Source organism: Ensifer sp. EB106-05-01-XG146 (assembly GCF_058791875.1).
In genome coordinates this window covers 1,526,584-1,549,870 of record NZ_JBYTDX010000002.1, presented here as the reverse complement: position 1 = coordinate 1,549,870, position 23,287 = coordinate 1,526,584, and the positions used below count along the sequence as shown (strand labels likewise).

Genomic DNA, 23,287 nt, shown 5'->3' with positions numbered 1-23,287 from the left:
TCGGGCGTGAAAGATTGCTGCAGTGGAGCCGGTGCCGAGCGCGAGCATTCCTGAAGATGCGGCAAGCAACCAAATGGACGACAGCCGATGTCGAAACTGAGACTGAACGGCGTGAGCAAGGCTTACGGCGCAACGCTGGCGCTACGCCGCGGCGACCTTGAGATCGCTGCCGGCGAAGTGCATGTGCTGATGGGCTCCAACGGCTCCGGCAAGAGCACGCTGTGCAAGATCATCGCCGGCAGCGTGCGGCCGGATGGCGGCCAGATCCTGATCAACGACAAGCGCGTGACGATCTCCGGGCCGCAAGCCGCACGCGCCGCCGGCATCGGCATTTTCTACCAGGAACTCAGCCTCGCCAGCCACCGGTCGGTCGAGGAAAACATCTGCCTTTCCGCCCTGCCGGTGAAGGCCGGCCTCTTCATCGACCGTGCGGCAATGAAGGCGCGCGCGGCGCGCTACATCGCCTTGTTCTCGGAGGTCTCCGGCGAAGGTTTCCACGCGGAGGCCCTGGTCGGCAACCTTCGGGCCGACCAGCGGCAACTGGTGGAGATCATGAAGGCGCTCGCCAGCGAAGCGCCGATCCTGATCTTCGACGAGCCGACCTCCGCACTTGACCGCGCCCAGGTCGATCGCTTCTTCGAGATCCTGCGCGATCTCAAAGGCCAGGGTCGCGGCATCATCTTCATCTCGCACCGCATGGACGAAATCACCGCGATCGGCGATCGCGTGACGATCATCCGCGACGGCGAGACCATCGAGACGTTGAAACTCTCCGAGACCGACCCGGCAACGGTCATCCGGCTGATGGTCGGCGGCGCCAGCGACATGCCGGCTGCAAGGTCATCGGCACCAGCGGTGGTGGAAACTGGCGCGCAGACGGCGATCTCCGTACGTAGCCTCTCGGGCAAGGGCTTTCGCGATGTCAGCTTCGAGGTGGCAAAGGGCGAGATCCTCGGGCTCGGCGGGCTGCACGGGCAGGGGCAATCGGCGCTGCTGCGGGCCATCTTCGGCGCAAGCACGGTTTCATCCGGCGAGGTGACGATCGGCGGCGAACGCTATGATGCCAAAAACCCGCGCGACGCCATTCGCCGTGGCTGCGCCTATGTCTCCGGCGACCGCGGTCGCGACGGCGTCATCAGCGGCCGTCCGATCATAGAGAACGTCACGCCGATCCATTATCTTCGCGACCGGCTGATGCTCGCGCGGCCCTCGAGCCTCAAAAACAAGGCGATGCCGGCGCTCGAAGCGATGCACACCAAGTTTGCGAGCCTCTTCCATCCGATCAATTCGCTTTCCGGCGGCAACCAGCAGAAAGTGATCATCGCCCGATGGCTGATCGATCGGCCCGACGTGCTGCTGCTCGACGACCCGACCAAGGGCATCGACCTCCAGGCCAAGGCCGATCTCTTTGCGCTCATTCGCCAGCTTGCGGCCGAAGGCCTCGGCATCCTGCTCTATTCGTCCGAGGACGCCGAGCTGCTCGGCAACGCCAACCGTATCCTCGTCTTCAACGGCGGCTCGGTGACACGCGAGCTGATCGGCGACGATCGCACCCGCTACAATCTCTACCAGGCTGCATACGAGGCCGCATGATGACATCGACCGCGACAGACATTTCCTCTCCCAGGAGCGGCGGCCTGCGCTCCTGGCTCGAGCGCTACCCCTTCCTGCCGGCACTGGTCATCCTCATCGTGCTGCTGGCGCTGAACGGCCTCTTTTCGCCCAACAGCCTGAGCTTCCGCTCGCTGACGGGTCTGCTCAGCACCTATATGGCGCTGATCATGCTGGCGATCGCGCAGACCTATGTTGTCTCCGCCGGCGATATCGATCTTTCCGCCGGCGCGACGCTGTCGCTGGTCAATGTCGCGATCGTCGTCCTGATGGAGCGCTGGGGCGGCGGCGCCGGTGCCGTGCTGCTCGCACTTGCGCTCGGCGTCCTCATCGGACTTGCCTGCGGGCTGGTCAACGGACTGGTCGTCGCAGCACTTCGGCTGCAGGCGATCGTCGCCACCTTTGCGACCAGCATCTTCTTCACCGGGCTGGCGCTCTATGTCATGCCGGTTGCCGGTACGCCGGCGCCGGCACTGTTCTGGCGCACCTATGGCGGCCGCCTCTTGGGCCTGCCCTTCGTCTTCTACGTGCTCGCGGCGCTGGCTGTCCTGCTTTACTTCCTGTCGCGCACGCGCATCGTCACCGAACTGCTGGCCGTCGGTGACGACCAGCAGGCCGCCTATCAGACCGGGCTTCCGGTCGTCGCCGTCCGCATCAAGGGCTACCTTCTGTGCGGACTGTTCTCGGCGCTTGCCGCTTTCTGCCTCACGGGTGATACAGCGAGCGGCGATCCGCTGGTCGGCGGCAAGATGACGCTCTACAGCGTCGCCGCCGTCGTGCTTGGCGGCAGTGCGCTTGCCGGCGGCTGGACGACGGTGGTCGGCTCTCTGCTCGGCGCCCTGACGATCGGCCTCGTCAATTCCCTGGTCTTCTTCATGGGCACGCCGTCGGAATGGCAGAACTTCGTCCAGGGCCTCGCCATTCTGATCGTCTTGATGGCCGGCGTGCTCGCCGGTCGGAGGGCACGCGCATGAGCTCGGTTACGTCGTTCTTCAAACAGCCGCTGGTCGTGGCGCTCATCCTCATCGTCGCGCTGCTCTATCTTGGCCAAAGCCTGTCGCCGGGGTTTGCCTCGGCCGATCAGATCCTCCGGCTCTTGATCGTCGCCTCGCTGCTCGGCATCGTCGCCGCCGGCCAGAACGTCGTCATTCTCGGCGGCCGCGAGGGCATCGACCTCTCCGTCGGCGGCGTCGTGTCGCTCTCGGCGATCATCGCCGGCAATGTCATGAACGGTGCCGATGGCGGCATCCTGCCGGCGGTGCTCGCCTGCCTGGCGGCCGGCGCCTTCTTCGGCCTTTTGAACGGCCTCGGCGTCACGCTTCTGCGCATCCCGCCGCTGGTGATGACACTCGGCATGCTGGGCGTGCTGCAGGGCCTGCTGGTGGTCATCCGCCAGGGCATTCCCTCGGGTCGCGCCGCGCCCGGCCTCTCCGCCTTCGTGACCCAGCCGCTGGCGCTCGGCATTCCCGGCATCATCTGGCTCTGGATCGTGATCGGCCTGTTCATGGCCTTCATGCTGAACCGCACCGTCTTCGGTCATCGGATCTACGCGATCGGCTCCAACGAGCACGCGGCCTATATGGCCGGCGTGCCGGTTCGGCTCATGCGCATCGGTCTCTTCATGATCTCGGGCATGTTCGCCGCGATCGCCGGGCTCTGCCTGCTCGGTTATTCCGGATCGTCCTTCGCCAATGTCGGCGAGCAATACATGCTGTCGTCGATCATCGCGGTCGTCTTTGGCGGCACGTCGCTTGCCGGCGGCAAGGGCGGTTACACCGGGACCATGGCCGGCGCGCTGCTGCTTGTCATCCTCCAGGGCATCCTGACGACGGTGAACATCGACGAGTCTGGCCGTCAGATGGTGTTCGGCGCGACGCTGCTGCTGCTCATGCTGTTCTACGGCCGCGGGAGGGCGATGCGCGCATGAGCGACCGGCCGAAGATCAAAGATATCGCAGAACGCGCCGGTGTCTCGGTTGCGACCGTTTCGCGGGCACTGAGCGGCTCGTCGCTGGTGACGGACGAGACACGCCAGCGCATCAACGCGCTGGCGCGCGAGCTCAACTACCGCCCGAATGTCAGCGCCCGCAACTTGCGAACGCGCCGGTCGATGTCGGTACTGCTTGTCGTGCGCGACGTCGGCAACCCCTTCTACCTCGAGATCCTGAAGGGCGTGGAGGCGACGGCGCGCGAGGCCGGTTACGCCGTCCTCATGGGCAACACCGAGAACGACCCGGACCGCGAGGTCGAGTATTTCAACATGCTGCGCGACGGCCATGCCGACGGCATGATCCTGATGACCGGCAAGCTGCCGCCGCCTGAGCCGGGCGAAAGCGCCGATCTCTCGCATCTGCCTGTCGTTATCGCGCTCGAAATGATCGAGGGGTCCGGCTTCCCGCATGTGCAGATCGACAACGTCGCCGCCGCTGAGGCTGCGGTCGACCATCTGATCGCGCTCGGCCATCGCCGCATCGCCCATATCGCTGGTCCCCTGCCGGAGGTCATGGCGCTCCGCCGCCGCGACGGCTACCGGGCCGCCATGAAAGCGGCCGGCCTTGCGGTCCCCGAGGGGTACGAGGTGCGCGGCGACTACCTGCTCGAAAGCGGCGAGGCCTGCGTCTCGGACCTTTTCGCCCTGCCGGAGCCGCCGACCGCGATTTTCGCCGCCAACGACGAGATGGCCTACGGCGCAATCCATGCGCTACGGCGGCTTGGCCGCGACGTGCCCGGCGACGTCTCGGTCGTCGGCTTCGACGATCTCTATCTCAGCAAGGCCTTCTATCCGCCGCTGACGACCGTCAGCCAGCCGCGCGCCGACATCGGTCGCACGGCGATGTCGCAGCTTCTCAACGTCCTCTCGGATGGTGACGCCGCCGCAGAGCCGGCCATCGTCCTGCCGACCACGCTCAACATCCGTGGCAGCACCGCGCCGCCACGTAAATAGCCGGAGGTGGGACGAGGAAAGCCGCGTGCGGTTTTCCGCCCGCACCCCGCCGTTACCAAAATCGATCAATGGGAGAAGAGAATGACACAGCTACCGAAGCAGACGCTGCGCGTGGGTTTCGTCGGATCGGGCTTCATCGCCCATTTCCATCTGAAATCGATGATCGGCGTGCGTAATATCGAGGTCACCGGCGTCTTCAGCCGCAAGGCCGAGAACCGCGAGAAATTTGCAAATGAGGTCGAGGCGCTTGGTCTCGGCAGCTGCCGCACGCATGAAAGCCTGGAAGCGCTGCTGACCGCCGATGACGTCGACGCGGTCTGGATCCTTTCGCCCAACTACACCCGCATCGACGTCATGCGTTCGCTGCACAAGGCCGTCAAGGACGGCCGCAGCAAGGTCTTCGCCGTTGCCTGCGAAAAGCCGCTTGCCCGCACGGTTGCCGAAGCCCGCGAGATGCTGTCGCTGGCCGAGGATGCCGGCCTCAACCACGGTTATCTGGAAAACCAGGTTTTCTGCACGCCGGTGCTGCGTGGCAAGGAAATCATCTGGCGGCGCGCGGCGACGACCACCGGGCGCCCCTATCTGGCGCGCGCGGCCGAGGAACATTCCGGCCCGCACGAACCCTGGTTCTGGCAGGGCGACAAGCAGGGCGGCGGCGTGCTTTCGGACATGATGTGCCACAGCGTCGAGGTCGCGCGCTACCTGCTGACGGCGCCCGGTGCGCCGCGCAATTCGCTGAAGATCAAGGCGGTGAACGGCACCGTCGCCAACCTCAAATGGACGCGTCCCCACTATGCCGAACAACTGCGCAATCGCTTCGGCAACGAGGTCGATTATCGCAACCGGCCGTCCGAGGATTTTGCCCGCGCCACGGTGACGCTCGAAGACCAGGACGGCAACGAGCTGATGATCGAGGCGACCACCTCCTGGGCCTATGTCGGCGCCGGCTTGCGCATCCAGCTCGAATTGCTCGGACCGGAATATGCGCTCGAATACAATTCGCTCTCTACCGGCCTGAAGATCTTCATGTCGCGCGAGGTCAAGGGCTCGGAGGGCGAGGATCTCGTCGAAAAGCAGAATGCCGAGCAGGGCCTGATGCCGGTGCTCGAGGACGAGGCCGGCGTCTACGGCTATACCGACGAAAACCGCCACATGGTCGAGTGCTTCCGCAAGGGCGAAAAGCCGCTCGAAACCTTCGAGGACGGCCTTGCTGTCGTCGAGATGCTGATGGGGCTTTACCGGTCGGCAGAAATCAACGCGACGCTCAACTTCCCGGCGCCGGAGCTCGAACATTACGTGCCGGTCGTCGCGCGCCGGGGTGCCTGACGACTGAAGTTCAGACCCGCGCGGTCGAGGCCGTGAGGCCGAGTTTGCGGAGCAATTGGGCGGCGGAGGCAATGACCGTCTTCGCCGGCCCGCCCGCAACGAGGGCGGTCGGCGTAGACGCCTGCGCGTAGAGCCCCCCATAATTATACGCTTTCCTCCATGATCCCGGTTGACGGGGATCAATGTCGCCGGGTGCGCATTTGCATAGGCTGACTCAGTTCTTAAGTCCGGTCGCGAGGAGGAAACGCGATGACATACAAGACAATTCTCGCCGTGGTCGGCGTCGATCATTCCGCAGACGATCTGCGTGCCGCGGCACAGGTCTGCGCTTCGGCAAACGCTCACCTCTCCCTGTTGATCGTCAAGCTCGCCGCTTCTCCGCCGATCGGCGATTTTGCCGCCGCCATATCGATTGACTGGCTGAACGAACGTCAGCGCGAGGTCGACAAGCTCGAATCCTGCGTGGCAAGCGCAACCGACGTTCTCACCCGGGAAGGCATCTCGTTCAGCGTCGAAACGAAATACACCGAGGCTGCCTGGGCCGATGACGAGATCGGCGAGCGCGCACGCTATGCCGACCTGACGCTCGTGGGCGACGGCCTGATGCTGGACCCGGAGCTACGGTCGCGCACCATCGACGGGACGCTGTTCAACTCCGCGCGACCGGTCCTCGTCCTGCCCAAGGGCAAGCCCGCGCGGCTTGATCCGAGGACGGTGGTGCTTGCCTGGAACTCCCGGCTGGAAGCGGCCCGTGCGGTACGCGAAGCGCTCGACCTGCTGAAGGGCGCCAAGATCGTCCACGTGACGATGGTCGACCCGCGTTCCGCCTACGGCAAGAACGGCGAGGAACCCGGTGCCGATATCGCCGGCTACCTTGCCCGGCATGGCGTTTCGGTTTCCGTCGAGCGGCTGCCGAGCGGCGGGCATCGGGTCGATGACGTGATCAATCGCTTCGCTTCCGACGTGGCCGCCGATCTGATCGTCATGGGCGCCTATGGCCACTCCAGAATGCGTGAACGCGTCTTCGGCGGCGTCACCCGCTCGATGCTCGAAAACGCAGTGGTACCCGTGCTGATGGCCCATTGACAGGCACGGCCGAGCGCGCAGCCATCTGACTGCGCGCCGACGGTCATCAACCCACAGTGGCTGCCCGCCCGGTCACCTCATCGATCTCGATTTCGAAGAAGAGATGCGGCGAGGCGCCGGTAATTGCCTGATCGCCGGGCTTCAGACCGCCCGGTTCCCACCAGTTCACGCGCTGTTCGAGAAGCGACCAGGCGTTCATGCGCTCGCGATGCCATTGTTTCGTATCCGGCAGTTCCTGATAGCGGCCGTAGATGACGACGCTTCGCCAGTCCTTCCGGTCCGTTGCCGTGTCCATTTGAATGCAGACGCGGGGAGTGGCCCGCATCCAGTCGATCTTCTGCCCGGGCATCGAAAAGCCGTAGAGCCTGTTGGCGGCAAAAGCATATTGGATGGGCACGACATAGGGCTGGCCATCCCGGACGCACCCGAGGCGGGCGATGTGGTTCTCGGCGACGAGGTCGATGCATTCCTGCCGCGACATTTCCCTGATCAACATGAAACTCTCCTTTTGAAAGAGGTCATCTGGCACCAGTCTCTGCCTGTCAGGAGAACAGGCATTGATCTCGCTCAATTCGGGCTTTCGGGCCTCCAGCGCCGAAAATTGTCGGGCACGAGCGGAATAAACCGCCCGACACCCCGTTTGCCCTCCCACGAAATCAGCCCGGTGGCTTTCGTGCGGCGCGGTTGCCGCGCGAGCCTGGGCCAGCAAAAAGGGAGCGTAGCTATGACCATCAGCCCGGTGATCGCTTCGGAAAAAGACCTCGTCACCCTGAACGCGGCGGTAGCCGAACGCATTGACGGCCATATGCCGGTGAGCCAGGTGCGCCTGCTCGTCGGCGCAATGCTCGTCGCCTTTGCCGCCGTCCTGATCTTTCTCGCGGCCGACGGCCTGGCGCTGCCGATGCGCCTTTCGCTGATGGTGTTTGCGACGACGCTGATCTGCTGGACGATCTTCGACCTGCCGGAAACGCCGGTGGCGCTTGCCGGGGCGGCGGCTTTGGCCGTGACCGGCGCCGTCGGCGAAGAGGCGGTTTATGCCGCGCTTGGCAACGACATCGTCTGGCTGATGATGGCGGCATCGGTGATCGCGGCGGTGCTGCAGGCATCTGGTCTCGTTGAGCGGCTCGCCTTCCGGCTGCTTGCCCGTTTCCGCGATGTCAGCCGGCTGTTCTGGGTGGTGACGCTGACGATCTTCGTGACTGCCTTCGTCATCCCCTCGACCTCGGCGCGGGCGGCGATCTTCATGCCGGTCTTCCTGGGGCTTGCCTCGACCATCGGCCGCCCTGGCGTCACCCGCGCGCTGGCCCTCCTGTTCCCGTCGGTGATCCTGCTTTCGGCGGCCGCCTCGCTGACCGGCGCTGGCGCCCATCTCGTCGCCGTCGATTTCATTCGCCGCAGCGGCGGCGAAGCGCCGGGCTTCCTCGGCTGGGCCTTGCTTGCAGCGCCCTTCGCGCTGCTGACGAGCCTCCTTGCCTGCGGCCTGATCCTGCGCTTCTTCCTCGACGATGCCGACCGGAACTGGCGCCTCGACCTGCCGGCCGCGCCTACGGAGAAACGTCCGTTTTCGGCGCGCGACAAGGCAATCCTTGCCGTGACCGCTGCGATCGTCGCAGCACTCGCGACCTCGGACCTGCACGGCATCGCGCTGCCGGTGGTGGCACTCGTCGGGGCTCTTGTCCTTGCGTCTGAAAGGATCTCCGGCATGCCGTTTCGCAAGGCGCTGAAGGGTGTCGAGTGGAACCTGCTTCTGTTTCTTGCCGGCACGCTCGTCATCGGCGAAGCGCTGCTGTCGACCGGCACGGGGACGGAACTTGCCGATCGCCTGATCGGTGCCTTCGGCCAGATCGGCAAGCCGCCGGCGTGGCTGGTCGTGCTTCTCGCCATTGCGGTCGCGACCTTTGCCCATATCGTCCTTGCCTCGCGAACGGCTCGCGCGACAGTGCTCATTCCGGCCGTTGCGCTGCCACTGGCGGGCTTCGGGGTCAGCCCCGCCAGCCTCATCATGGTCACAGCCATAGGTAGTGGCTTCTGCCAGACGCTGATGGTTTCGGCGAAGCCCGTAGCGCTGTTCGGAGGTATGGAACCACCCGCTTTCAGCCCTTCCGATCTCCTGCGCTTGGCCTTGATGCTGGCGCTCCCGTTCATCGCGTTGCTTGCCCTGTTCGCGCTTGTGATCTGGCCTGCAGTCGGGTTGGAAACATGACGATAAGCATCTGATATAATGTCATTTTAAGAGCCGAAGCGTCTGTCGCTTCGGCTCTTTTCTTTTTCTTTTCGTAAAAGAAAGAATTCTGCATTTCGGCCGGAATAAACGTGGCGAGCTGCCGTTTCTCCCTTGCATCCGCATTGTCACAAAAGTGCAAGGAGATTGTCACATGTCACTTACCATTCTGGTTGCACCGTCCGGTTTCAAGGAAAGCCTGTCGGCGGAAGAAGCTGCCGACTGCATCGAGAAGGGCGTGCTGCGCGCCTGCCCCAGTGCCGAGGTCCTCAAGGTGCCCATGGTCGACGGCGGTGAAGGCTTCACCAAGGCGCTCGTCGCTATCACCGGCGGCAGCCTGCACGAACTGACCGTGACCGGCCCGCTCGGCGAACCCGTCGCCTCGCATTTCGGTTTCCTCGGCGGGCAGTCCGAACGCACGGCCGTCATCGAAATGGCCGCGGCCGCCGGTTTGCGACTGGTCCCGCGCGATCGGCGCAACCCCTGCCTCACCACCAGCTACGGCGTCGGTGAGCTGATCCGGGCGGCCCTCGACGCCGGCGCCCGCCGTATCCTGCTTGGCTGCGGCGACAGCGGCATCAACGATGGCGGCGCCGGCATGGCGGCAGCCTTGGGCGTGAAGCTGCTCGACCGGGAGGGCAATCCACTTGCGCCCGGCGGGGCGGCGCTGGCGTCGCTGGCGCGCATCGACATTTCGGGCCGCGATCCGCGTCTTGCCGAGGTTCTCATCGACGCGGCCGTCAACTGGCACAATGTGCTGCTCGGCGCGCGCGGCGTTGCCCGTGTCTTCGGGCCGCAGAAGGGCGCGACGCCGGAGCAGGTGGAACTGCTCGCGGCTGCGATGGAGACCTATGCCGCAGCCATCGAGACGGTGACCGGTATCGCGGTCGGCGACGCACCGGGAGCGGGCGCGTCCGGTGGTCTCGGGGCGGCGGTCATGGGGCTGCTCGGCGGCGCGCTGCATCCGCGCTACGACATCGTGATGCGCTATCTCGATCTCGACAGCATGATCGCCAGGGCCGATCTGGTGATCACCGCCGAAGGCAGCCTCGACGGGCAGACGCCGTTCGGCAAGGTGCCGGCCGAGGTCGGGCACAGGGCGAAGGAGGCGGGCCGTCCCGTGATCGCTCTCGCCGGTACGATCGGCAAGGGCGTGACCCTCAATTTCGAGCACGGCATCGACGCCTTCGCCTCGATCCTGAAGGCGCCCTGCACCCTCGACGATGCCATCAACGCCGCGCCGAAACTGCTCGTGCGCGCCGCGGAAGACGCCGTGCGCATGGTGCGCGTCGGCATGCTGCTCAACGAACGCGGACTGGCTGCCTGATTGACGCATCTACCGGTCTGGCGGGATGGTGGCGCTGCCGTCTCCCGCCGGAGCCGCGCGGCGGCTACGTCATGCAATCGCCAAGGTTGTCCTCTCAGTCTTCGTAAACGCAGGACGGATCACGAGGGCCAAACGTAAAATGTCAAATGGATGGGAGGAGTCTGCGGCTGCCTGGATTTCCGGGCTGGGCGCCGAGGGGGATTTTGCGCGGCGCTTCGTCCTCGATGCACCCATGCTCGAAAGGGCGCGGCAAAGCGGGGCAAGGGCTGTCCTCGATGTCGGGTGCGGCGAGGGGCGGTTCTGCCGGCTGCTTTCGGCGGAGGGGCTGAGCACCGTCGGCATCGATCCCGCCGGGTCGCTCGTTAGTCAGGCGAGGCGCCTGCATCCCGATGGTGACTATCGCATCGCACAGGCCGAAGGACTGCCTTTCGCGGAGAAGACTTTCGATCTGGTCGTTGCCTATCTCAGCCTCATCGACATCGCCGATCTGGATGCGGCGGTTGGCGAGATGAACCGGGTTCTCCGCCCGGGCGGTCATCTGCTGATCGCGAACCTGACCAGCTTTTACAGCGCCAGCAACCCGACCGGCTGGCGCGATGGCGGCGATGGCAAGCGCAGTTTCATGATCGACCGCTACATGGATGAACGGTCCGATTGGATCGGCTGGGGCGATCTTCGGGTCATGAACTGGCACCGGCCGCTCAGCACCTACATGTCGCTGTTGCTGGGAGCGGGCCTGCAGTTGCGCTATTTCGACGAACCACTGCCGCGTGGCGGCGAAGCGGAACAAAGGGACCTCTTTAGAAGGGTCCCCTCGTTCCTGGTCATGGATTGGCAAAAGCCGTAGTTCAGTGCCACCCGCTCGACGCTGCTACGAGCGGCAGAGCTCGCGGGCATTGAGAACGCCCCAGCCGAACACGGGATCCTTGCCCGGCGCGCCGAGGTCCTGCGCCGTCTCCGTGACGAGTTTTGCAACTTCCTGGGCCGACAGCGACGGATGCGAGGCCCTGAGAATGGCGGAGGCAGCCGTGACGAAGGGGGCGGCAAAGGATGTGCCGGTCTTGGGCGCTGCCCCCTCGATCGACGCAGCCGTCCAGACACTCGTGCCGAGTGCTGCGACATCGATATGGTCGCCGCGCCCGGCGCGGCGATAGGGCTTGAAGTTGCGGTCGACCGCGGTGACCGCGATCATCGCCGGATAGGCGGCGGGATAGACGGGTTTAGCCCGCGGGCCGTCATTACCTGCCGCCGCCACCTGGATGATGTTTCGCTCGGCTACGAGCGCGACGGTCTTTTCGAGCAGCAGATTGTGTGGCCCGGAGAGGCTCATGTTGATGACCGCGACCTTGCGCGAGGCCAGGAGATCGATGGCGCGCACGAGATTGTAGGTCTCGGCGATATCGCTCTCGCCGCCCTTTCGCTGGAAGGCGTCGACGGCGATCAGATGGGCGTTGCCGAGCAGCCCCGGCGCGCGACTGTCCTTCCGTCCGGCGATGAGGGCTGCGACCGCGGTTCCGTGCTGGCGGCCGGATTCCGGTGCCTCTTCCTCCGCCAGCCTGACGATGTCGAGCCTGACGTCTTTCAGTGAGGGATGGGCGGGGTTGATCGCCGTGTCGATCAGCCCGATCGGACCGGCAGCCGGGCACGCGGCGCCGGCGTCGGGCCAGCCGATGGCGGTGCGAACGAGCGCGCAACCGCCGTCGGCACAGGGAGCCGGTGAGGCGGTGCCTTCGTTCGGCTCGAAATAGTGGTTGAGATCGGCGATTGCTCCGGGCGTCGCATCCGCGACCTGCCGGCGGGCATCCTCGAGCGTCATGCCGCGGGGGGCGCCGAGCTTGACGATCTCTGTCGTCGAAAGCGCGAGCGGCTCTCGTGCACGCACTGTGAAGCCGCTTTCCGCAAGGCGCTGGATAGCGGCATCGTTGAGACCGAGCGCGATGATTTCACCGGGAACATGGGTTGCCCGGCGCGCTGCCGGACGCTGGCGCACGACGCGGCGCTCCGACGTCCCGCGGAAGAGATCGAGCAGATTGCCGCCTCCGCGCCAGGTGTTGCTTGAGTCGCGATCGCCTGAGCCGCGGGACGAACCGCCACCGCCGCCATCGTCATCGTCGTCGTCCGCCTGGGCCTGACTGATTGAGGCAAAGCGAACGGTTGAATTGCCATCGTTACTACCGCCAAAGGAGAGATCCCCGGCACCGGTTGCCAGGCCGCACAACGACAGGACGGTCAGTCGAAACAGGCGTTTTTTCAAGGTTTTCTCCTTGTGTAGCGGCATCCGAAAACGAAAGCTTACCGTGAACGGACGGACCATAAGTGGTGACTTTCGGGTGTAGTTCCCATAACGCTCAACGGATGAATGGACAAATTATTCCACCGGTGACGAAGGGTAGCGCCAAAAGGAACGCCCGATGACAGATCCGACCATCGTCTTCGGCGAGCGCCTGGTCGCGTTTCTGCCGAACCTGCGCCGCTTTGCCATTTCGCTTTGCCGGTCGCGCGACGTGGCCGACGATCTGGTGCAGGCGGCCTGCGAAAAGGCGCTTGCCGGTTCGGACCGCTTCGAGGAAGGCACGCGCTTCGACGCCTGGATGTTCCGCATCCTGCGCAACCTCTGGATCGACCAGCTGCGCCGGCAGAAGACCGCCGGCCCGACGGAGGAGATCGAGGCGCAGGCCGAACTCGCCGTTCCCTCCGGCGAGGCCGGGAGCGAGGCGCGCATGGCGCTGAAGAGCGTGGCGGCTGCGATCGACGGCCTGGTGCTCGAACAGCGCGAGGTACTGATCCTCACCTGCGTCGAGGAGCTTTCCTACAAGGAGGCAGCCGAGGTTCTCGGCATTCCGATCGGAACCGTCATGAGCAGGCTCGCCCGGGCGCGTAAAAATCTTGCGGAGGCAACGGGAATAGAACCGCCGGTCGCGCGTTCACAGGACATGAGAGGCGGGACAAGATGAGCGACACGGAATTCAGCGATGAAATCTTGATGGCGTTCGCCGACGGCGAACTCGACGAGGAGACGATGCGCCGTGTCGAGGCGGCGCTGGAAACGGACGACGAATTGATGGCGCGCGTGGCGATGTTCATGGAAACGCGCGCCGCCGCAAGCGAGGCGCTGAAGCCGGTGCTCGACGAGCCGGTGCCTGACGAACTGGTCGCTAAGGTGCGGGCCATGGCGGCGGCCGCGGGCGACGCAGCGCGCGCGGCGGACGCACCGGCTGCAGCCGGCGATAACGTCGTGGCCTTCCGGCGCCCTGCGGATCAGCCGGCGTCGCCGAACGGTAGCCCCTCGCGGTTTCTGATGGCGATGGCAGCGTCGCTGCTGGTGGTCGTCGGCGGCGCTGGCGGCTACCTGCTTCGCGGCGGTGGGCTGGCGGATCCAGGCGGGGTGCCGGGCGCGATGCAGATGGCCGGCACTGTCGGCCCGGTTCTCTCCGCCATCCTCGACAAGGCGGCTTCGGGAGACGAAGTCGCCCTTGGTGAAGGGCAGGGGACGGTCCGGATGGTATCGGCATTCGAGCTCGGCTCGGGGCAGCTCTGCCGCGAATACGAGTTCACCCAGCCCGGTGAGCCCGGTCTGGTGTCGGTCGCCTGCCGCAAGGCGTCGACCTGGCAGACGCGGCTCGCCGTCACTAGGCCGGAAGGCGGAGACGGCTATGCACCCGCCTCTTCGCTTGAGACCATCGATGCTTTTCTGACGTCGATCGGCGCCGGGCAGCCGCTCGATGCGGACGCCGAGAAGAAGGCGCTCTCCGGCAGGAATTAGACCGTGAATTCCAACGTCCGTCGGGCAATCGCTGCGCGCTTCCGGCTTTATCCTAGAGCGGAACCGAAAGCCCGACCTTCACCGGATCCATCGTCACGAAGGTGCGGAAGCGCTTGATGTTCGCATTGCCGAAGAACATGCGCCGGGTGAAGGCCTCGTAGTCGGCCATGGTCGGCACGATGACGACGAGCATGAAGTCGACGTCGCCGGTGACATAGTAGCATTGCTGCACCTCGGGCGCGGCGGTGAATGCCGCCTTGGCCGCATCGAGCAGGGCGATCTGTTCACTTTCGACCTCCACCTCCACCAGGATCGTCAACGCCTGGTTGACGCTGACCGGATCGATCAGCGCGACATTGGCGCGGATGACGCCAGTTTCTTCCATGCGCTTGATCCGCCGCTGGACGGCGGGCGCCGACAGATTGACCGCCTCGCCGATCTGGCGCTGCGGCGTCGTATTGTCCTTCTGCAGGATGGCGAGAATCGCAAGATCGAAGCGATCCAGTTCGACCTGTGGCTTTTTCGACGGGGCCATCCAGTGCCTTTCGGTTCCTGCTCTCCGGGCCCTGAAGGTGGAACCCCACGTCACGGCACCCCATTAACTTTACAAACTTGCATTCTCGACGGCCATTTAGAGCGCATTTCTCGGCAACGATGAAATAGATTTTCGTGGTCTACGGAGATTGCACCATGTTTCTCGCCAATACCCATGCCGATTTCGGCCACTCGCTACTGCCCGCGGATGCCGACATGCTGTCGCTTGCCGCCGCCGCCCGTGTCGAGCAGCAGCTTGCGCGCCGCCCCGACCATCGGCCGACACCGCTTCATGCCTTGCCCGCTTTGGCGGACGAACTCGGTATTGCCGGCATCTTCGTCAAGGACGAAGGCCATCGCCTGGGTCTCGGCAGTTTCAAGGCGCTTGGCGGTTCCTATGCGGTGATCCGGCTGGTGGTCGAGGAGGCGGAACGGCGTCTCGGTCGCAGCATCGATCTCGACGATCTCGACCGGCCAGAGGTTCGGGCAATTGCCGCCGCCCAGACCTTCGGCTGCGCCACCGATGGCAATCACGGCCGCTCGGTTGCCATGGGCGCCCGGCTTGTCGGCGCGAAAGCGGTGATCTTCGTGCACGGAGGCGTCAGCGAAACTCGCATCGAGGCGATCGCGGCCTATGGCGCGGAGATCGTCCGCGTTGCCGGGACCTACGACGATTCCGTCCGGGAGGCCGCGCGGGTCTGTGACGAAAATGGCTGGACCGTCGTCTCGGACACCACCTGGCCGGGCTACGAATACATTCCCGGCCTGGTGATGCAGGGCTACACGGCGCTGCTGAGCGAGGCGCTGCGGCAGATGGAAGAGCCTCCGACGCATGTGTTCGTGCAGGCGGGCGTTGGCGGCATTGCGGCGGCGACCGCGGGGCATCTGGCGCTACGTTATGGCGCGGAGCGTCCACGTTTCGTCGTCGTCGATCCGGCGCGCGCCGCCTGCCTCTACGAAAGCGCCAGAGCCGGACATCCGGTCAAGGTGGCGCATGGCGAGCCGACGATCATGGCGATGCTCGAATGCTACGAGCCGTCGCTTGTCGCCTGGCGTATCCTGTCCCGCGTCGCCGATGCCTTCATGACCGTCGACGAGGAGGATGCCGTTTCGGTGATGAACCGGCTTGCGCGGCCGACAGGCTCTGACCCGGCGATCGTGTCCGGCGAAAGCGGCGGCGTCGGCCTGGCCGGGCTGCTTTCGGTTGCCCGCGATCCAGCGCTGCGGGAAACGCTCGGACTGACCGCGCAGTCGCGCGTCTTCGTCATCAATACCGAGGGTGCGACGGACCCAGAGCGTTATGCTGCCTTGGTCGGCCTGTCGCCCGAGACCGTCGCCAACACATCGAACGAAAGAGGATGACCATGGCGGGAATGGATTTTGACCGGCTTGTGAAGGACATGACCGCCTGGCGCCGCGACCTGCACGCGCACCCGGAATTCGGTTTCGAGGAACAACGCACCTCATCCTTCGTTGCGGCAAAGCTCAGGGAATTCGGGCTCGACGAGGTGGTGGAAGGTGTCGGTGGTACCGGCGTCGTCGGTCGGCTGAAACGCGGCAGCGGCAACCGCGCCATAGCGCTTCGGGCCGACATGGATGCGCTGCGGATACCGGAACAGGGAGAGCTTCCCTATCGCTCGACGAAGCCCGGCACCATGCATGCCTGCGGCCATGACGGTCACACGGCCATGCTGCTTGGCGCCGCCAAGATGCTCGCCGAAGACGGCGGCTTCGATGGTACCGCATGCTTTATCTTCCAGCCGGCCGAGGAGTGGGGCAAGGGCGCGCTGGCGATGCTCGACGACGGACTGATGGAACGTTTTCCCTTCGACGAAATCTACGGCCTGCACAACATGCCGGGGCTGCCGGTCGGCCGTTTCGAAACCCGCGTCGGCGCCATCATGTCGGCGGAGGACAATTTCGAGATCGTGCTCAAAGGCGTCGGCGGGCACGCGGCGCGGCCGCACTGGGGTAACGAGACGCTGGTCGCCGCCTGCGCCACCGTCGTCAATCTGCAGACGATCGTGTCGCGCCGCCTCTCGCCGACGGATATCGGTGTCGTTTCGGTCACCGAGCTTTTGACCGACGGCACGCGCAACGCGCTGCCCGGTCTCGCCCGCATCCTCGGCGATGCCCGCAGCTTCCGCCCGGAGGTCAGCACCAGGATCGAAGCGGAGATGCGGGTGATCGCCAAGGGTACGGCGGATGCCTATGGCTGCGAGGTCGAGGTCAACTACACGCGCGAGTTCGTGCCACTGATCAATGACCCGGCCCTGACCGGCCACGCCTTTGCCGCAGCAGAAACGGTGTTCGGGACCGGGAATGTCGCAACGGCCGCCGAGCCGATGACCGGCTCGGAGGATTTCGCACGCTTCCTTGAGCACGTTCCGGGCTGCTTCGTCTTTATCGGCAATGGCGAGACATCGGCGCCGCTGCACAATCCGCGTTACGACTTCAACGACGACGCCCTGATCTTCGGCGCGCGTTATCACGCCGAGATTATCCGGCAGCGACTGGCGTTGGCTGATAGCCGGCCATGAACCAAAATCCGCATGAAAGCAGGACTAACATGTCATTTCCTTCCATCGACGCCGCGCGCCTCATCGGGCGCATCCGCGAGCTTGGCGAAATCGGTCGCGATGCAGAAGGGCGACTGACCCGGCTGGCCGGCTCCGACAACGACAAGGCCGGCCGCAACCGCCTCGTCGCCTGGATCGAGGCGGCGGGCCTCGATGTGGCCGTGGACCAGATTGGTAACATCTTCGGCATCTGGCGCAGCGAGAAGAACAGCGGCGAAGCGCCGATCATGCTCGGCTCGCACATCGATACGGTCATCAATGCCGGCATCTATGACGGATGTTACGGCGTACTCGCCGCGCTCGAAGTAATCGAGACGCTGAAGGACCGTGGCGTGACGCCGGCCCGACCGATCGTCGTTGCCGCCTTTACCAATGAGGAGGGCGTGCGTTTTGCGCCCGACATGCTCGGCTCGCTCGTCTATGCCGGCGGCCTGCCGCTGGACGCAGCGCTCGCGACCATCGGCACGGATGGCTCGTCGCTGGGCGAGGAACTCGAGCGGATTGGCTATGCCGGCAACATCGAGCCGGGGTTCCTCAAGCCCCACGCCTATGTCGAGCTCCATATCGAGCAGGGGCCGGTGCTGCAGCGCGAGGGCTTTTCGATCGGTGCCGTCGAGAACCTGCAGGGCATTTCCTGGCAGCGCGTGACGATCGATGGCGTCGCCAACCATGCCGGCACCACGCCGATGGCAATGCGTTCCGACGCCGGTCTCGCGGCCGCGCGTGTCGGCCTCTTCCTGCGCGAGCATATTGCCCGGTCGAACGCGCCGAGTGTCGCGACCATTGGCACCATGCGTTTCGAGCCCGACGCGATCAACGTCATCCCATCGCGTGCCGCCTTCACCGTCGATCTGCGCGATCCGGACGAGGATCGGCTGCAGGCGCTCGAAGCGGCGCTTGCGGACTTTCTGGTGCGCATCGGCGCGGAAGAGGGGGTAACGATCTCGGTCGAGCGGCTGGCACGCTTCCAGCCGGTCGCCTTCGATCAGGGCATCGTCGCAGCGGTCGAGGCTTCGGCGAAGGCGCGAGGCCTCAAGAGCCGGCGCATGACCTCGGGCGCCGGTCATGATGCCCAGATGATCGCCCGCATCGCGCCGACGGCGATGATCTTCGTTCCGAGCCGCGACGGCATCAGCCATAATCCGCGCGAACACACGGAGCCGGATGATCTGGTCGCCGGCGCCAACGTGCTGCTCGATGTGGTCGAGCGGATGGTGAGTGGTCGCTAGAGGGCTATAGGGCTATAGGGACGTTGCGCGTTCGTTGATCGAACGGGATCGATAGCGCGCCTCCCGCTGCTCCGTCATGCCAGGGCTTGGCCCAAGCATCCAGGCGCAGACGCTTCTATGTCTGCGATAAACAGCACACGGCATCCTTCGGCGCGACGAAGCAGACATCTCTTCAGGGCTCTGTTCTGGTGTGACCCGCGCTTTTGCGGGATCCCGCATCGCTCTTCTGCCGGGTGGAAGACTTTGGCCCGCTCCCCTCGGGAGGCTCTTCCGGTGTCCGGCGAAAAAGATTGAGGAAACTGCTGCCGCCGTGCCATACGCTGCCGGTTGGTCCGTAATCCCGCCCGTCGCGCGATGAGGATGAGTGGCGCTCGCTGTCTCCGCCGCTCAGGCCGCTTCCGTCGATGACGCCGCCTCCACCGCCAGCCCCGGTCCCGCCGGGCTCGCCGCCCACGCCGCTACCATCGCCGGAGCCCCAATCGCCGCCACCCTCTGTGCCGTTGCTTCCGCCGCTCCCGACGTTTTCGCTACCTTGGTCGCTGCCGCCCGCGGCACCTTCACCATTCGTGCCGCCGGCATCGGCGTCGTCCGCATGGGCAGCGGAAATCCAGGAAAGGCCCGCGGCAAAGCCCCGGTCACCGTTGAGGCGCGGCAGATCTCCGCCGAATGCTGCAAGGGCTCCTATGGACAAGGCCGTCAGTCTCAACAGGCATGTCCTCAAGTCATTCTCCTTGTGCAAACGGTGTTCTTGCGTCGTCCTGCAGGACTTTTGCGCGGGTACAGTTCGGCTGCCCGCAGCGAATGAATTTCGCCGACAGCGACTTTTGCGTGCGCCTTGCATATCGTTCAATCGATGTGGGGACAAGCTATTGGGGGGACGGGCGACACGGAGCGCAAGGTGCGGGCCTCTGGCGGCGGCCACGACATACAGATGATCGCCCTCATCGCTGAGGCGTCGCGAGAGGGACAGAGGACGTTGCATGTTTGTTGATTGAACGGGGTCGTTGGCGCGCCTCCCACCCTCCGTCATGCTCGGCTCAAGCCCAAGCATGACGGAGGAGGAGAGCCTTGGCGATCGCCGCTTCCGCTTCCGAGGCGGGAGGCGCAGCCCTGAGTGAACTGAAGGGGCCGTGACTGGCCCCTTCAACGAGTCTCTGTCGTCTACTCGGCCGCGCCAGCCGCCCCTTCCACCGGCATATAGAGGTCGCCGCCCTCGCGGTATTTCGCGGCCATTGCCTCCAGGCCTTCCTTCTGCGCTTCTGCGCGGATGTCGTGCGAGATCCGCATCGAGCAGAATTTCGGGCCGCACATGGAGCAGAAATGCGCGACCTTGTGCGCTTCCTTCGGCAGTGTCTCGTCGTGGAAGTTACGGGCCGTCTCCGGGTCGAGCGAGAGGTTGAACTGGTCCTCCCAGCGGAATTCGAAGCGCGCGCGCGACAGCGCGTCGTCGCGCAGCTGGGCGGCCGGATGGCCCTTGGCGAGATCGGCGGCATGGGCGGCGATCTTGTAGGTGATGACGCCGACCTTGACGTCGTTGCGATCGGGAAGACCCAGATGCTCCTTCGGCGTGACGTAGCAGAGCATGGCGGTGCCGAACCAGCCGATCATCGCCGCGCCGATGCCCGACGTGATGTGGTCGTAGCCGGGCGCAATGTCCGTCGTCAGCGGTCCGAGTGTGTAGAACGGCGCCTCGCCGCAGACGGCGAGTTGCTTGTCCATGTTCTCCTTGATCTTGTGCATCGGCACGTGGCCGGGGCCTTCGATCATCACCTGACAATCCTTGGCCCAGGCGATCTTGGTGAGCTCGCCGAGCGTTTCGAGTTCGGCGAATTGTGCCGCGTCGTTGGCATCGGCGATCGAGCCGGGGCGCAGGCCGTCGCCGAGCGAGAAGGAGACGTCATAGGCGCGGCAGATGTCGCAGATTTCCTCGAAATGCTCGTAAAGGAAGCTCTCGCGATGGTGATGCAGACACCACTTGGCCATGATCGAGCCGCCGCGCGAAACGATGCCGGTGACGCGATCGACGGTGAGCGGGATGTAGTGCAGCCGGACGCCGGCATGGATGGTGAAATAGTCGACGCCCTGTTCAGCCTGCTCGATCAGCGTGTCGCGATAGACTTCCCAGGTGAGGTCCTCGGCAATGCCGTTGACCTTTTCCAGCGCCTGGTAAAGCGGCACGGTGCCGATCGGAACCGGTGAGTTGCGGATGATCCATTCGCGGATGTTGTGGATGTTGCGGCCGGTCGAAAGGTCCATGACGGTGTCGGCGCCCCAGCGCGTCGCCCAGACCATCTTTTCGACCTCTTCCGCCATCGACGAGGTGACGGCGGAGTTGCCGATATTGGCATTGATCTTCACCAGAAAATTACGGCCGATGATCATCGGCTCGGATTCCGGATGGTTGATGTTGGCAGGCAGGATCGCGCGACCGCTGGCAATTTCCTGGCGCACGAATTCGGGTGTCACGTGATCGGGGATGTGGGCGCCGAAGCTCTCGCCGTCGCGGACTTTCGCACGCGCCGCGTCGCGGCCGAGATTTTCGCGGATCGCCACGAACTCCATTTCCGGCGTGATGATGCCGGCGCGGGCATAGGCAAGCTGGGTCACTGCGCGGCCGCCCGTGGCCTTCAGCGGCGCATGCTGGAACGGGAAGGTCGGTGTCAGCCTGTCGCCGCTCACAAAGCCGTTGTCCTCGGGGCGGACCACGCGTCCCTCACAGGTTTCCACATCGCCGCGGTCGACGATCCAGTTGCGGCGCAGCCGCGGCAGGCCGTCCTCGATGCGGATCTCGGCGTCGTCGGCGGTGTAGGCGCCGGAGGAATCATAGACCGTAACCGGTTGCTCGCCCGACGTCGGGTGGAGCGCAATCTCGCGCATCGGCACGCGGATATCCGGATGAAGCACGCCCGGCTTGTGGATCTTGCGGGAGGCGGGAAGCGGTCCTTGCGTGACCGTGAGGGCTGCGGGTTTGGTGGCAATATTCATGACGAGGCTCCAAGTTTGCAATTGGAGACCCAGTTCTGATGCCGGAAAGATGAAAGACGCTCCGCCAGATGCTGGACGCACGGAATCCTGGCTTCGATATCTGCACCGTCCCTACGCCAGTATGAACTGGATCAGGTTCAACGGGTCACTGCGCCACAGCCGGCAAGCCGGCCATCCAGCAGAATCTCAGCCCCTTGCGGGACCCCCCTGGTGAATGCCTAGATCATAGCCATCGATCGGCCCGGGTCGTCAAGCGTGAATTCGCCTGCCGACAAAGATGCACCTATTGCGTGTGGTGACGGATTCGGGTTTGACGCTAGCGGCCGGCCTTTTCCGGTGCGGCCCGCTCGGCGTAATCGGCACGGTTGATGCCGTGGCGCTGGAGCTTGTCGTAGAATGTCTTGCGCGGAATGCCGAGCGCCTCGATCGTCGCCTTGACGTCGCCGCGCTGAGCCCGCAACACCTCTTTCAGGATCTCCGCCTCGTAGCGTTCGAGCCGTTCCGGGAGCGCAAATCCAGGCTGTTCGGCGGGCGCAATCGGCTGTCCCAGCGGACCTTCGACACCAAGCGCCACGCGTTCTGCAAAGTGCGAGAGCTCGCGCACATTGCCCGGCCAGGCATGCGTCATCAGATGTCTCTGCACGGCCGATGTGACCACAGGCGCGTCGCGCTTGAAGCGCTCGGCCGCCCGGGTCAGGAAGTGCGAGAAGAGCAGCGGGATATCGTCTCGGCGTTCGCGCAGCGGTGGGATCGACAGCGTTACGACATTCAATCTAAAGTAGAGGTCTTCCCGGAAATCGCCGCGCTGCGCCGGGTCGCCAAGATCGATTTTGGCAGCCGCGATGACGCGGATATCGACCGGACGAACCTGGTTGGTGCCAAGCGGCGTGATTTCGCGCGCTTCCAGAACGCGCAGCATCTTCACTTGAGTCGCCGGTGGCATCGCCTCGATCTCGTCGAGGAACAGCGTGCCGCCGCTCGCATGCTCGATCCGGCCGATGCGCTTCTTCAAGGCGCCGGTGAAGGCGCCCTGTTCGTGGCCGAAGAGTTCGCTTTCGATCACCGTTTCGGGCAGCGCCCCGCAATTCAGCGCCACGAAGTTGCCGTTGCGGCGTCGGCTCCAATTGTGGAGCAGCGTCGCCACCACCTCCTTGCCGCTGCCCGTCTCGCCGGCGACGAGCACGTCGACATCGGTATCGGCAATGTGCCGGATCGTCTGGCGCAAACGTTCCATGACCGGCGTCTGGCCGATCAGCGGCAGGCTGTCGCCGGCCGTCTCGGCGGCCCGTTTCAGCGCGCGGTTTTCCATCACGAGCCGGCGTTTTTCCAGCGCGCGATGCACGCTCTGCACCAGCCGGTCGGCGGCAAAGGGTTTGGGGATGAAGTCGTAGACGCCATCCTGCAGCGCCTGCACTGCCATCGGGATGTCGCCATGGCCGGTCACCAGGATCACCGGCAGATCCGCGTCGAAAGCTTCGATGCGGCGGAAGAAGGCGAGGCCGTCGATGCCCGGCATGCGGATATCGCTGACGACGACTCCGTCGAAATTCGCATCCAGCGTCTTCAACGCTTCGGCAGCGCTGGCAAAAGGGGTAACGGCGAGGCCGGCGAGTTCCAGCGTCTGCGTCATCGCCTTGCGCAGATGGTTGTCGTCGTCGACGAGATAGACGGTCGGCTGCATCG

At 64.9% G+C, this 23,287-nt stretch carries 20 protein-coding genes and 1 riboswitch; of the genes, 15 read left to right on the top strand and 5 right to left on the bottom strand.

Translation table 11 applies throughout. From position 1 onward, the window contains the following. The first annotated feature begins 87 nt into the window (after positions 1-87). From AC3WVQ_RS27195 to AC3WVQ_RS27170, 6 genes are all read left to right on the top strand, one after another. Entirely contained in the window at positions 88-1,593 is a 1,506-nt protein-coding gene (locus AC3WVQ_RS27195) for a sugar ABC transporter ATP-binding protein (protein WP_457578483.1), read from the top strand. After that, a complete protein-coding gene (locus AC3WVQ_RS27190; protein WP_492383312.1) occupies positions 1,593-2,585 on the top strand; it encodes an ABC transporter permease in 993 nt (330 codons plus the stop codon). Before AC3WVQ_RS27195 ends, AC3WVQ_RS27190 begins: the two co-directional genes overlap by 1 nt. Then, entirely contained in the window at positions 2,582-3,538 is a 957-nt protein-coding gene (locus AC3WVQ_RS27185; RefSeq protein WP_034805661.1) for an ABC transporter permease, read from the top strand. Before AC3WVQ_RS27190 ends, AC3WVQ_RS27185 begins: the two co-directional genes overlap by 4 nt. After that, positions 3,535-4,554, top strand: coding sequence for a LacI family DNA-binding transcriptional regulator (locus AC3WVQ_RS27180; RefSeq protein WP_457578482.1), 1,020 nt, complete (start codon positions 3,535-3,537; stop codon positions 4,552-4,554). Before AC3WVQ_RS27185 ends, AC3WVQ_RS27180 begins: the two co-directional genes overlap by 4 nt. An 81-nt stretch (positions 4,555-4,635) precedes the next feature. Then, a complete protein-coding gene (locus tag AC3WVQ_RS27175; RefSeq protein WP_060601712.1) occupies positions 4,636-5,880 on the top strand; it encodes a Gfo/Idh/MocA family protein in 1,245 nt (414 codons plus the stop codon). Positions 5,881-6,129: 249 nt separating this feature from the next. Next, on the top strand, positions 6,130-6,966 hold the full coding sequence (locus AC3WVQ_RS27170) for a universal stress protein (RefSeq protein ID WP_034805667.1): 837 nt from the start codon (positions 6,130-6,132) through the stop codon (positions 6,964-6,966). Between the two features lie 46 nt (positions 6,967-7,012). Here the strand turns inward: AC3WVQ_RS27170 and AC3WVQ_RS27165 are convergent, their stop codons facing one another. Further along, positions 7,013-7,462: a pyridoxamine 5'-phosphate oxidase family protein gene (locus tag AC3WVQ_RS27165; protein ID WP_034805669.1), complete on the bottom strand. Its 450-nt coding sequence runs from the start codon at positions 7,460-7,462 to the stop codon at positions 7,013-7,015. A gap of 228 nt (positions 7,463-7,690) precedes the next feature. On the opposite strand from AC3WVQ_RS27165, the gene AC3WVQ_RS27160 reads away from it, so the two are divergent. The 3 genes from AC3WVQ_RS27160 to AC3WVQ_RS27150 all read left to right on the top strand — a co-directional run bounded on the left by AC3WVQ_RS27160 (position 7,691) and on the right by AC3WVQ_RS27150 (position 11,361). Then, the gene (locus AC3WVQ_RS27160) at positions 7,691-9,169 is read left to right on the top strand and encodes an SLC13 family permease (protein ID WP_492383258.1); all 1,479 of its coding nucleotides are present in this window, start codon (positions 7,691-7,693) and stop codon (positions 9,167-9,169) included. A 172-nt stretch (positions 9,170-9,341) separates the two neighbouring features. After that, positions 9,342-10,514, top strand: coding sequence for a glycerate kinase family protein (locus AC3WVQ_RS27155; protein ID WP_492383257.1), 1,173 nt, complete (start codon positions 9,342-9,344; stop codon positions 10,512-10,514). Positions 10,515-10,539: 25 nt separating this feature from the next. Continuing rightward, positions 10,540-11,361, top strand: coding sequence for a class I SAM-dependent methyltransferase (locus tag AC3WVQ_RS27150; protein WP_492383256.1), 822 nt, complete (start codon positions 10,540-10,542; stop codon positions 11,359-11,361). 24 nt (positions 11,362-11,385) lie between these two features. Here the strand turns inward: AC3WVQ_RS27150 and AC3WVQ_RS27145 are convergent, their stop codons facing one another. Beyond that, the gene (locus AC3WVQ_RS27145; protein ID WP_492383255.1) at positions 11,386-12,768 is read right to left on the bottom strand and encodes a S8 family serine peptidase; all 1,383 of its coding nucleotides are present in this window, start codon (positions 12,766-12,768) and stop codon (positions 11,386-11,388) included. Positions 12,769-12,925: 157 nt separating this feature from the next. On the opposite strand from AC3WVQ_RS27145, the gene AC3WVQ_RS27140 reads away from it, so the two are divergent. Together AC3WVQ_RS27140 and AC3WVQ_RS27135 are read left to right on the top strand one after the other, a co-directional pair. Next, positions 12,926-13,468 (top strand): RNA polymerase sigma factor, encoded by a 543-nt coding sequence (locus AC3WVQ_RS27140; protein WP_034805673.1) that lies wholly within the window; start codon positions 12,926-12,928, stop codon positions 13,466-13,468. Then, positions 13,465-14,277 carry an anti-sigma factor family protein gene (locus tag AC3WVQ_RS27135; RefSeq protein ID WP_492383254.1) on the top strand — a complete coding sequence of 271 codons (813 nt, stop codon included), beginning with the start codon at positions 13,465-13,467 and terminating at the stop codon, positions 14,275-14,277. Before AC3WVQ_RS27140 ends, AC3WVQ_RS27135 begins: the two co-directional genes overlap by 4 nt. A gap of 52 nt (positions 14,278-14,329) precedes the next feature. Here AC3WVQ_RS27135 and AC3WVQ_RS27130 read toward each other — a convergent pair whose 3' ends face one another. Then, positions 14,330-14,812, bottom strand: coding sequence for an Lrp/AsnC family transcriptional regulator (locus tag AC3WVQ_RS27130; RefSeq protein ID WP_034805679.1), 483 nt, complete (start codon positions 14,810-14,812; stop codon positions 14,330-14,332). Positions 14,813-14,967: 155 nt separating this feature from the next. Between AC3WVQ_RS27130 and AC3WVQ_RS27125 the strand changes: the two genes are divergently transcribed. The 4 genes from AC3WVQ_RS27125 (at position 14,968) to AC3WVQ_RS27110 (ending at position 19,424) form a co-directional block, all read left to right on the top strand. Further along, a complete protein-coding gene (locus AC3WVQ_RS27125) occupies positions 14,968-16,173 on the top strand; it encodes a diaminopropionate ammonia-lyase (RefSeq protein ID WP_492383253.1) in 1,206 nt (401 codons plus the stop codon). Between the two features lie 2 nt (positions 16,174-16,175). Beyond that, on the top strand, positions 16,176-17,351 hold the full coding sequence (locus AC3WVQ_RS27120; protein ID WP_090425852.1) for a M20 aminoacylase family protein: 1,176 nt from the start codon (positions 16,176-16,178) through the stop codon (positions 17,349-17,351). 29 nt (positions 17,352-17,380) lie between these two features. Next, entirely contained in the window at positions 17,381-18,619 is a 1,239-nt protein-coding gene (locus tag AC3WVQ_RS27115; RefSeq protein ID WP_492383252.1) for a Zn-dependent hydrolase, read from the top strand. A gap of 364 nt (positions 18,620-18,983) precedes the next feature. Continuing rightward, the gene (locus AC3WVQ_RS27110) at positions 18,984-19,424 is read left to right on the top strand and encodes a hypothetical protein (protein ID WP_492383251.1); all 441 of its coding nucleotides are present in this window, start codon (positions 18,984-18,986) and stop codon (positions 19,422-19,424) included. Between the two features lie 356 nt (positions 19,425-19,780). Here the strand turns inward: AC3WVQ_RS27110 and thiC are convergent, their stop codons facing one another. Together thiC and AC3WVQ_RS27100 are read right to left on the bottom strand one after the other, a co-directional pair. Beyond that, positions 19,781-21,604: a phosphomethylpyrimidine synthase ThiC gene (gene thiC, locus AC3WVQ_RS27105; RefSeq protein WP_492383250.1), complete on the bottom strand. Its 1,824-nt coding sequence runs from the start codon at positions 21,602-21,604 to the stop codon at positions 19,781-19,783. Positions 21,605-21,694: 90 nt separating this feature from the next. Next, a riboswitch (TPP riboswitch) is annotated at positions 21,695-21,823 on the bottom strand. 97 nt (positions 21,824-21,920) lie between these two features. Next, a complete protein-coding gene (locus AC3WVQ_RS27100; protein ID WP_060530426.1) occupies positions 21,921-23,285 on the bottom strand; it encodes a sigma-54-dependent transcriptional regulator in 1,365 nt (454 codons plus the stop codon). Positions 23,286-23,287 lie beyond the last annotated feature (2 nt).

Excerpts from the sequence above, each read along its gene's own strand:
- AC3WVQ_RS27190 (WP_492383312.1), top strand. The coding sequence starts at position 1,593 with ATGACATCGACCGCGACAGACATTTCCTCTCCCAGGAGCGGCGGCCTG.
- AC3WVQ_RS27135 (WP_492383254.1), top strand. The coding sequence starts at position 13,465 with ATGAGCGACACGGAATTCAGCGATGAAATCTTGATGGCGTTCGCCGAC.
- AC3WVQ_RS27160 (WP_492383258.1), top strand. The coding sequence starts at position 7,691 with ATGACCATCAGCCCGGTGATCGCTTCGGAAAAAGACCTCGTCACCCTG.
- AC3WVQ_RS27195 (WP_457578483.1), top strand. The coding sequence starts at position 88 with ATGTCGAAACTGAGACTGAACGGCGTGAGCAAGGCTTACGGCGCAACG.
- AC3WVQ_RS27115 (WP_492383252.1), top strand. The coding sequence starts at position 17,381 with ATGTCATTTCCTTCCATCGACGCCGCGCGCCTCATCGGGCGCATCCGC.
- AC3WVQ_RS27100 (WP_060530426.1), bottom strand. The coding sequence starts at position 23,285 with ATGCAGCCGACCGTCTATCTCGTCGACGACGACAACCATCTGCGCAAG.
- AC3WVQ_RS27150 (WP_492383256.1), top strand. The coding sequence starts at position 10,540 with ATGGTGGCGCTGCCGTCTCCCGCCGGAGCCGCGCGGCGGCTACGTCAT.
- AC3WVQ_RS27175 (WP_060601712.1), top strand. The coding sequence starts at position 4,636 with ATGACACAGCTACCGAAGCAGACGCTGCGCGTGGGTTTCGTCGGATCG.
- AC3WVQ_RS27140 (WP_034805673.1), top strand. The coding sequence starts at position 12,926 with ATGACAGATCCGACCATCGTCTTCGGCGAGCGCCTGGTCGCGTTTCTG.
- AC3WVQ_RS27170 (WP_034805667.1), top strand. The coding sequence starts at position 6,130 with ATGACATACAAGACAATTCTCGCCGTGGTCGGCGTCGATCATTCCGCA.
- AC3WVQ_RS27165 (WP_034805669.1), bottom strand. The coding sequence starts at position 7,462 with ATGTTGATCAGGGAAATGTCGCGGCAGGAATGCATCGACCTCGTCGCC.
- AC3WVQ_RS27120 (WP_090425852.1), top strand. The coding sequence starts at position 16,176 with ATGGCGGGAATGGATTTTGACCGGCTTGTGAAGGACATGACCGCCTGG.
- AC3WVQ_RS27180 (WP_457578482.1), top strand. The coding sequence starts at position 3,535 with ATGAGCGACCGGCCGAAGATCAAAGATATCGCAGAACGCGCCGGTGTC.
- AC3WVQ_RS27185 (WP_034805661.1), top strand. The coding sequence starts at position 2,582 with ATGAGCTCGGTTACGTCGTTCTTCAAACAGCCGCTGGTCGTGGCGCTC.
- AC3WVQ_RS27130 (WP_034805679.1), bottom strand. The coding sequence starts at position 14,812 with ATGGCCCCGTCGAAAAAGCCACAGGTCGAACTGGATCGCTTCGATCTT.
- thiC (WP_492383250.1), bottom strand. The coding sequence starts at position 21,604 with ATGAATATTGCCACCAAACCCGCAGCCCTCACGGTCACGCAAGGACCG.
- AC3WVQ_RS27155 (WP_492383257.1), top strand. The coding sequence starts at position 9,342 with ATGTCACTTACCATTCTGGTTGCACCGTCCGGTTTCAAGGAAAGCCTG.
- AC3WVQ_RS27125 (WP_492383253.1), top strand. The coding sequence starts at position 14,968 with ATGTTTCTCGCCAATACCCATGCCGATTTCGGCCACTCGCTACTGCCC.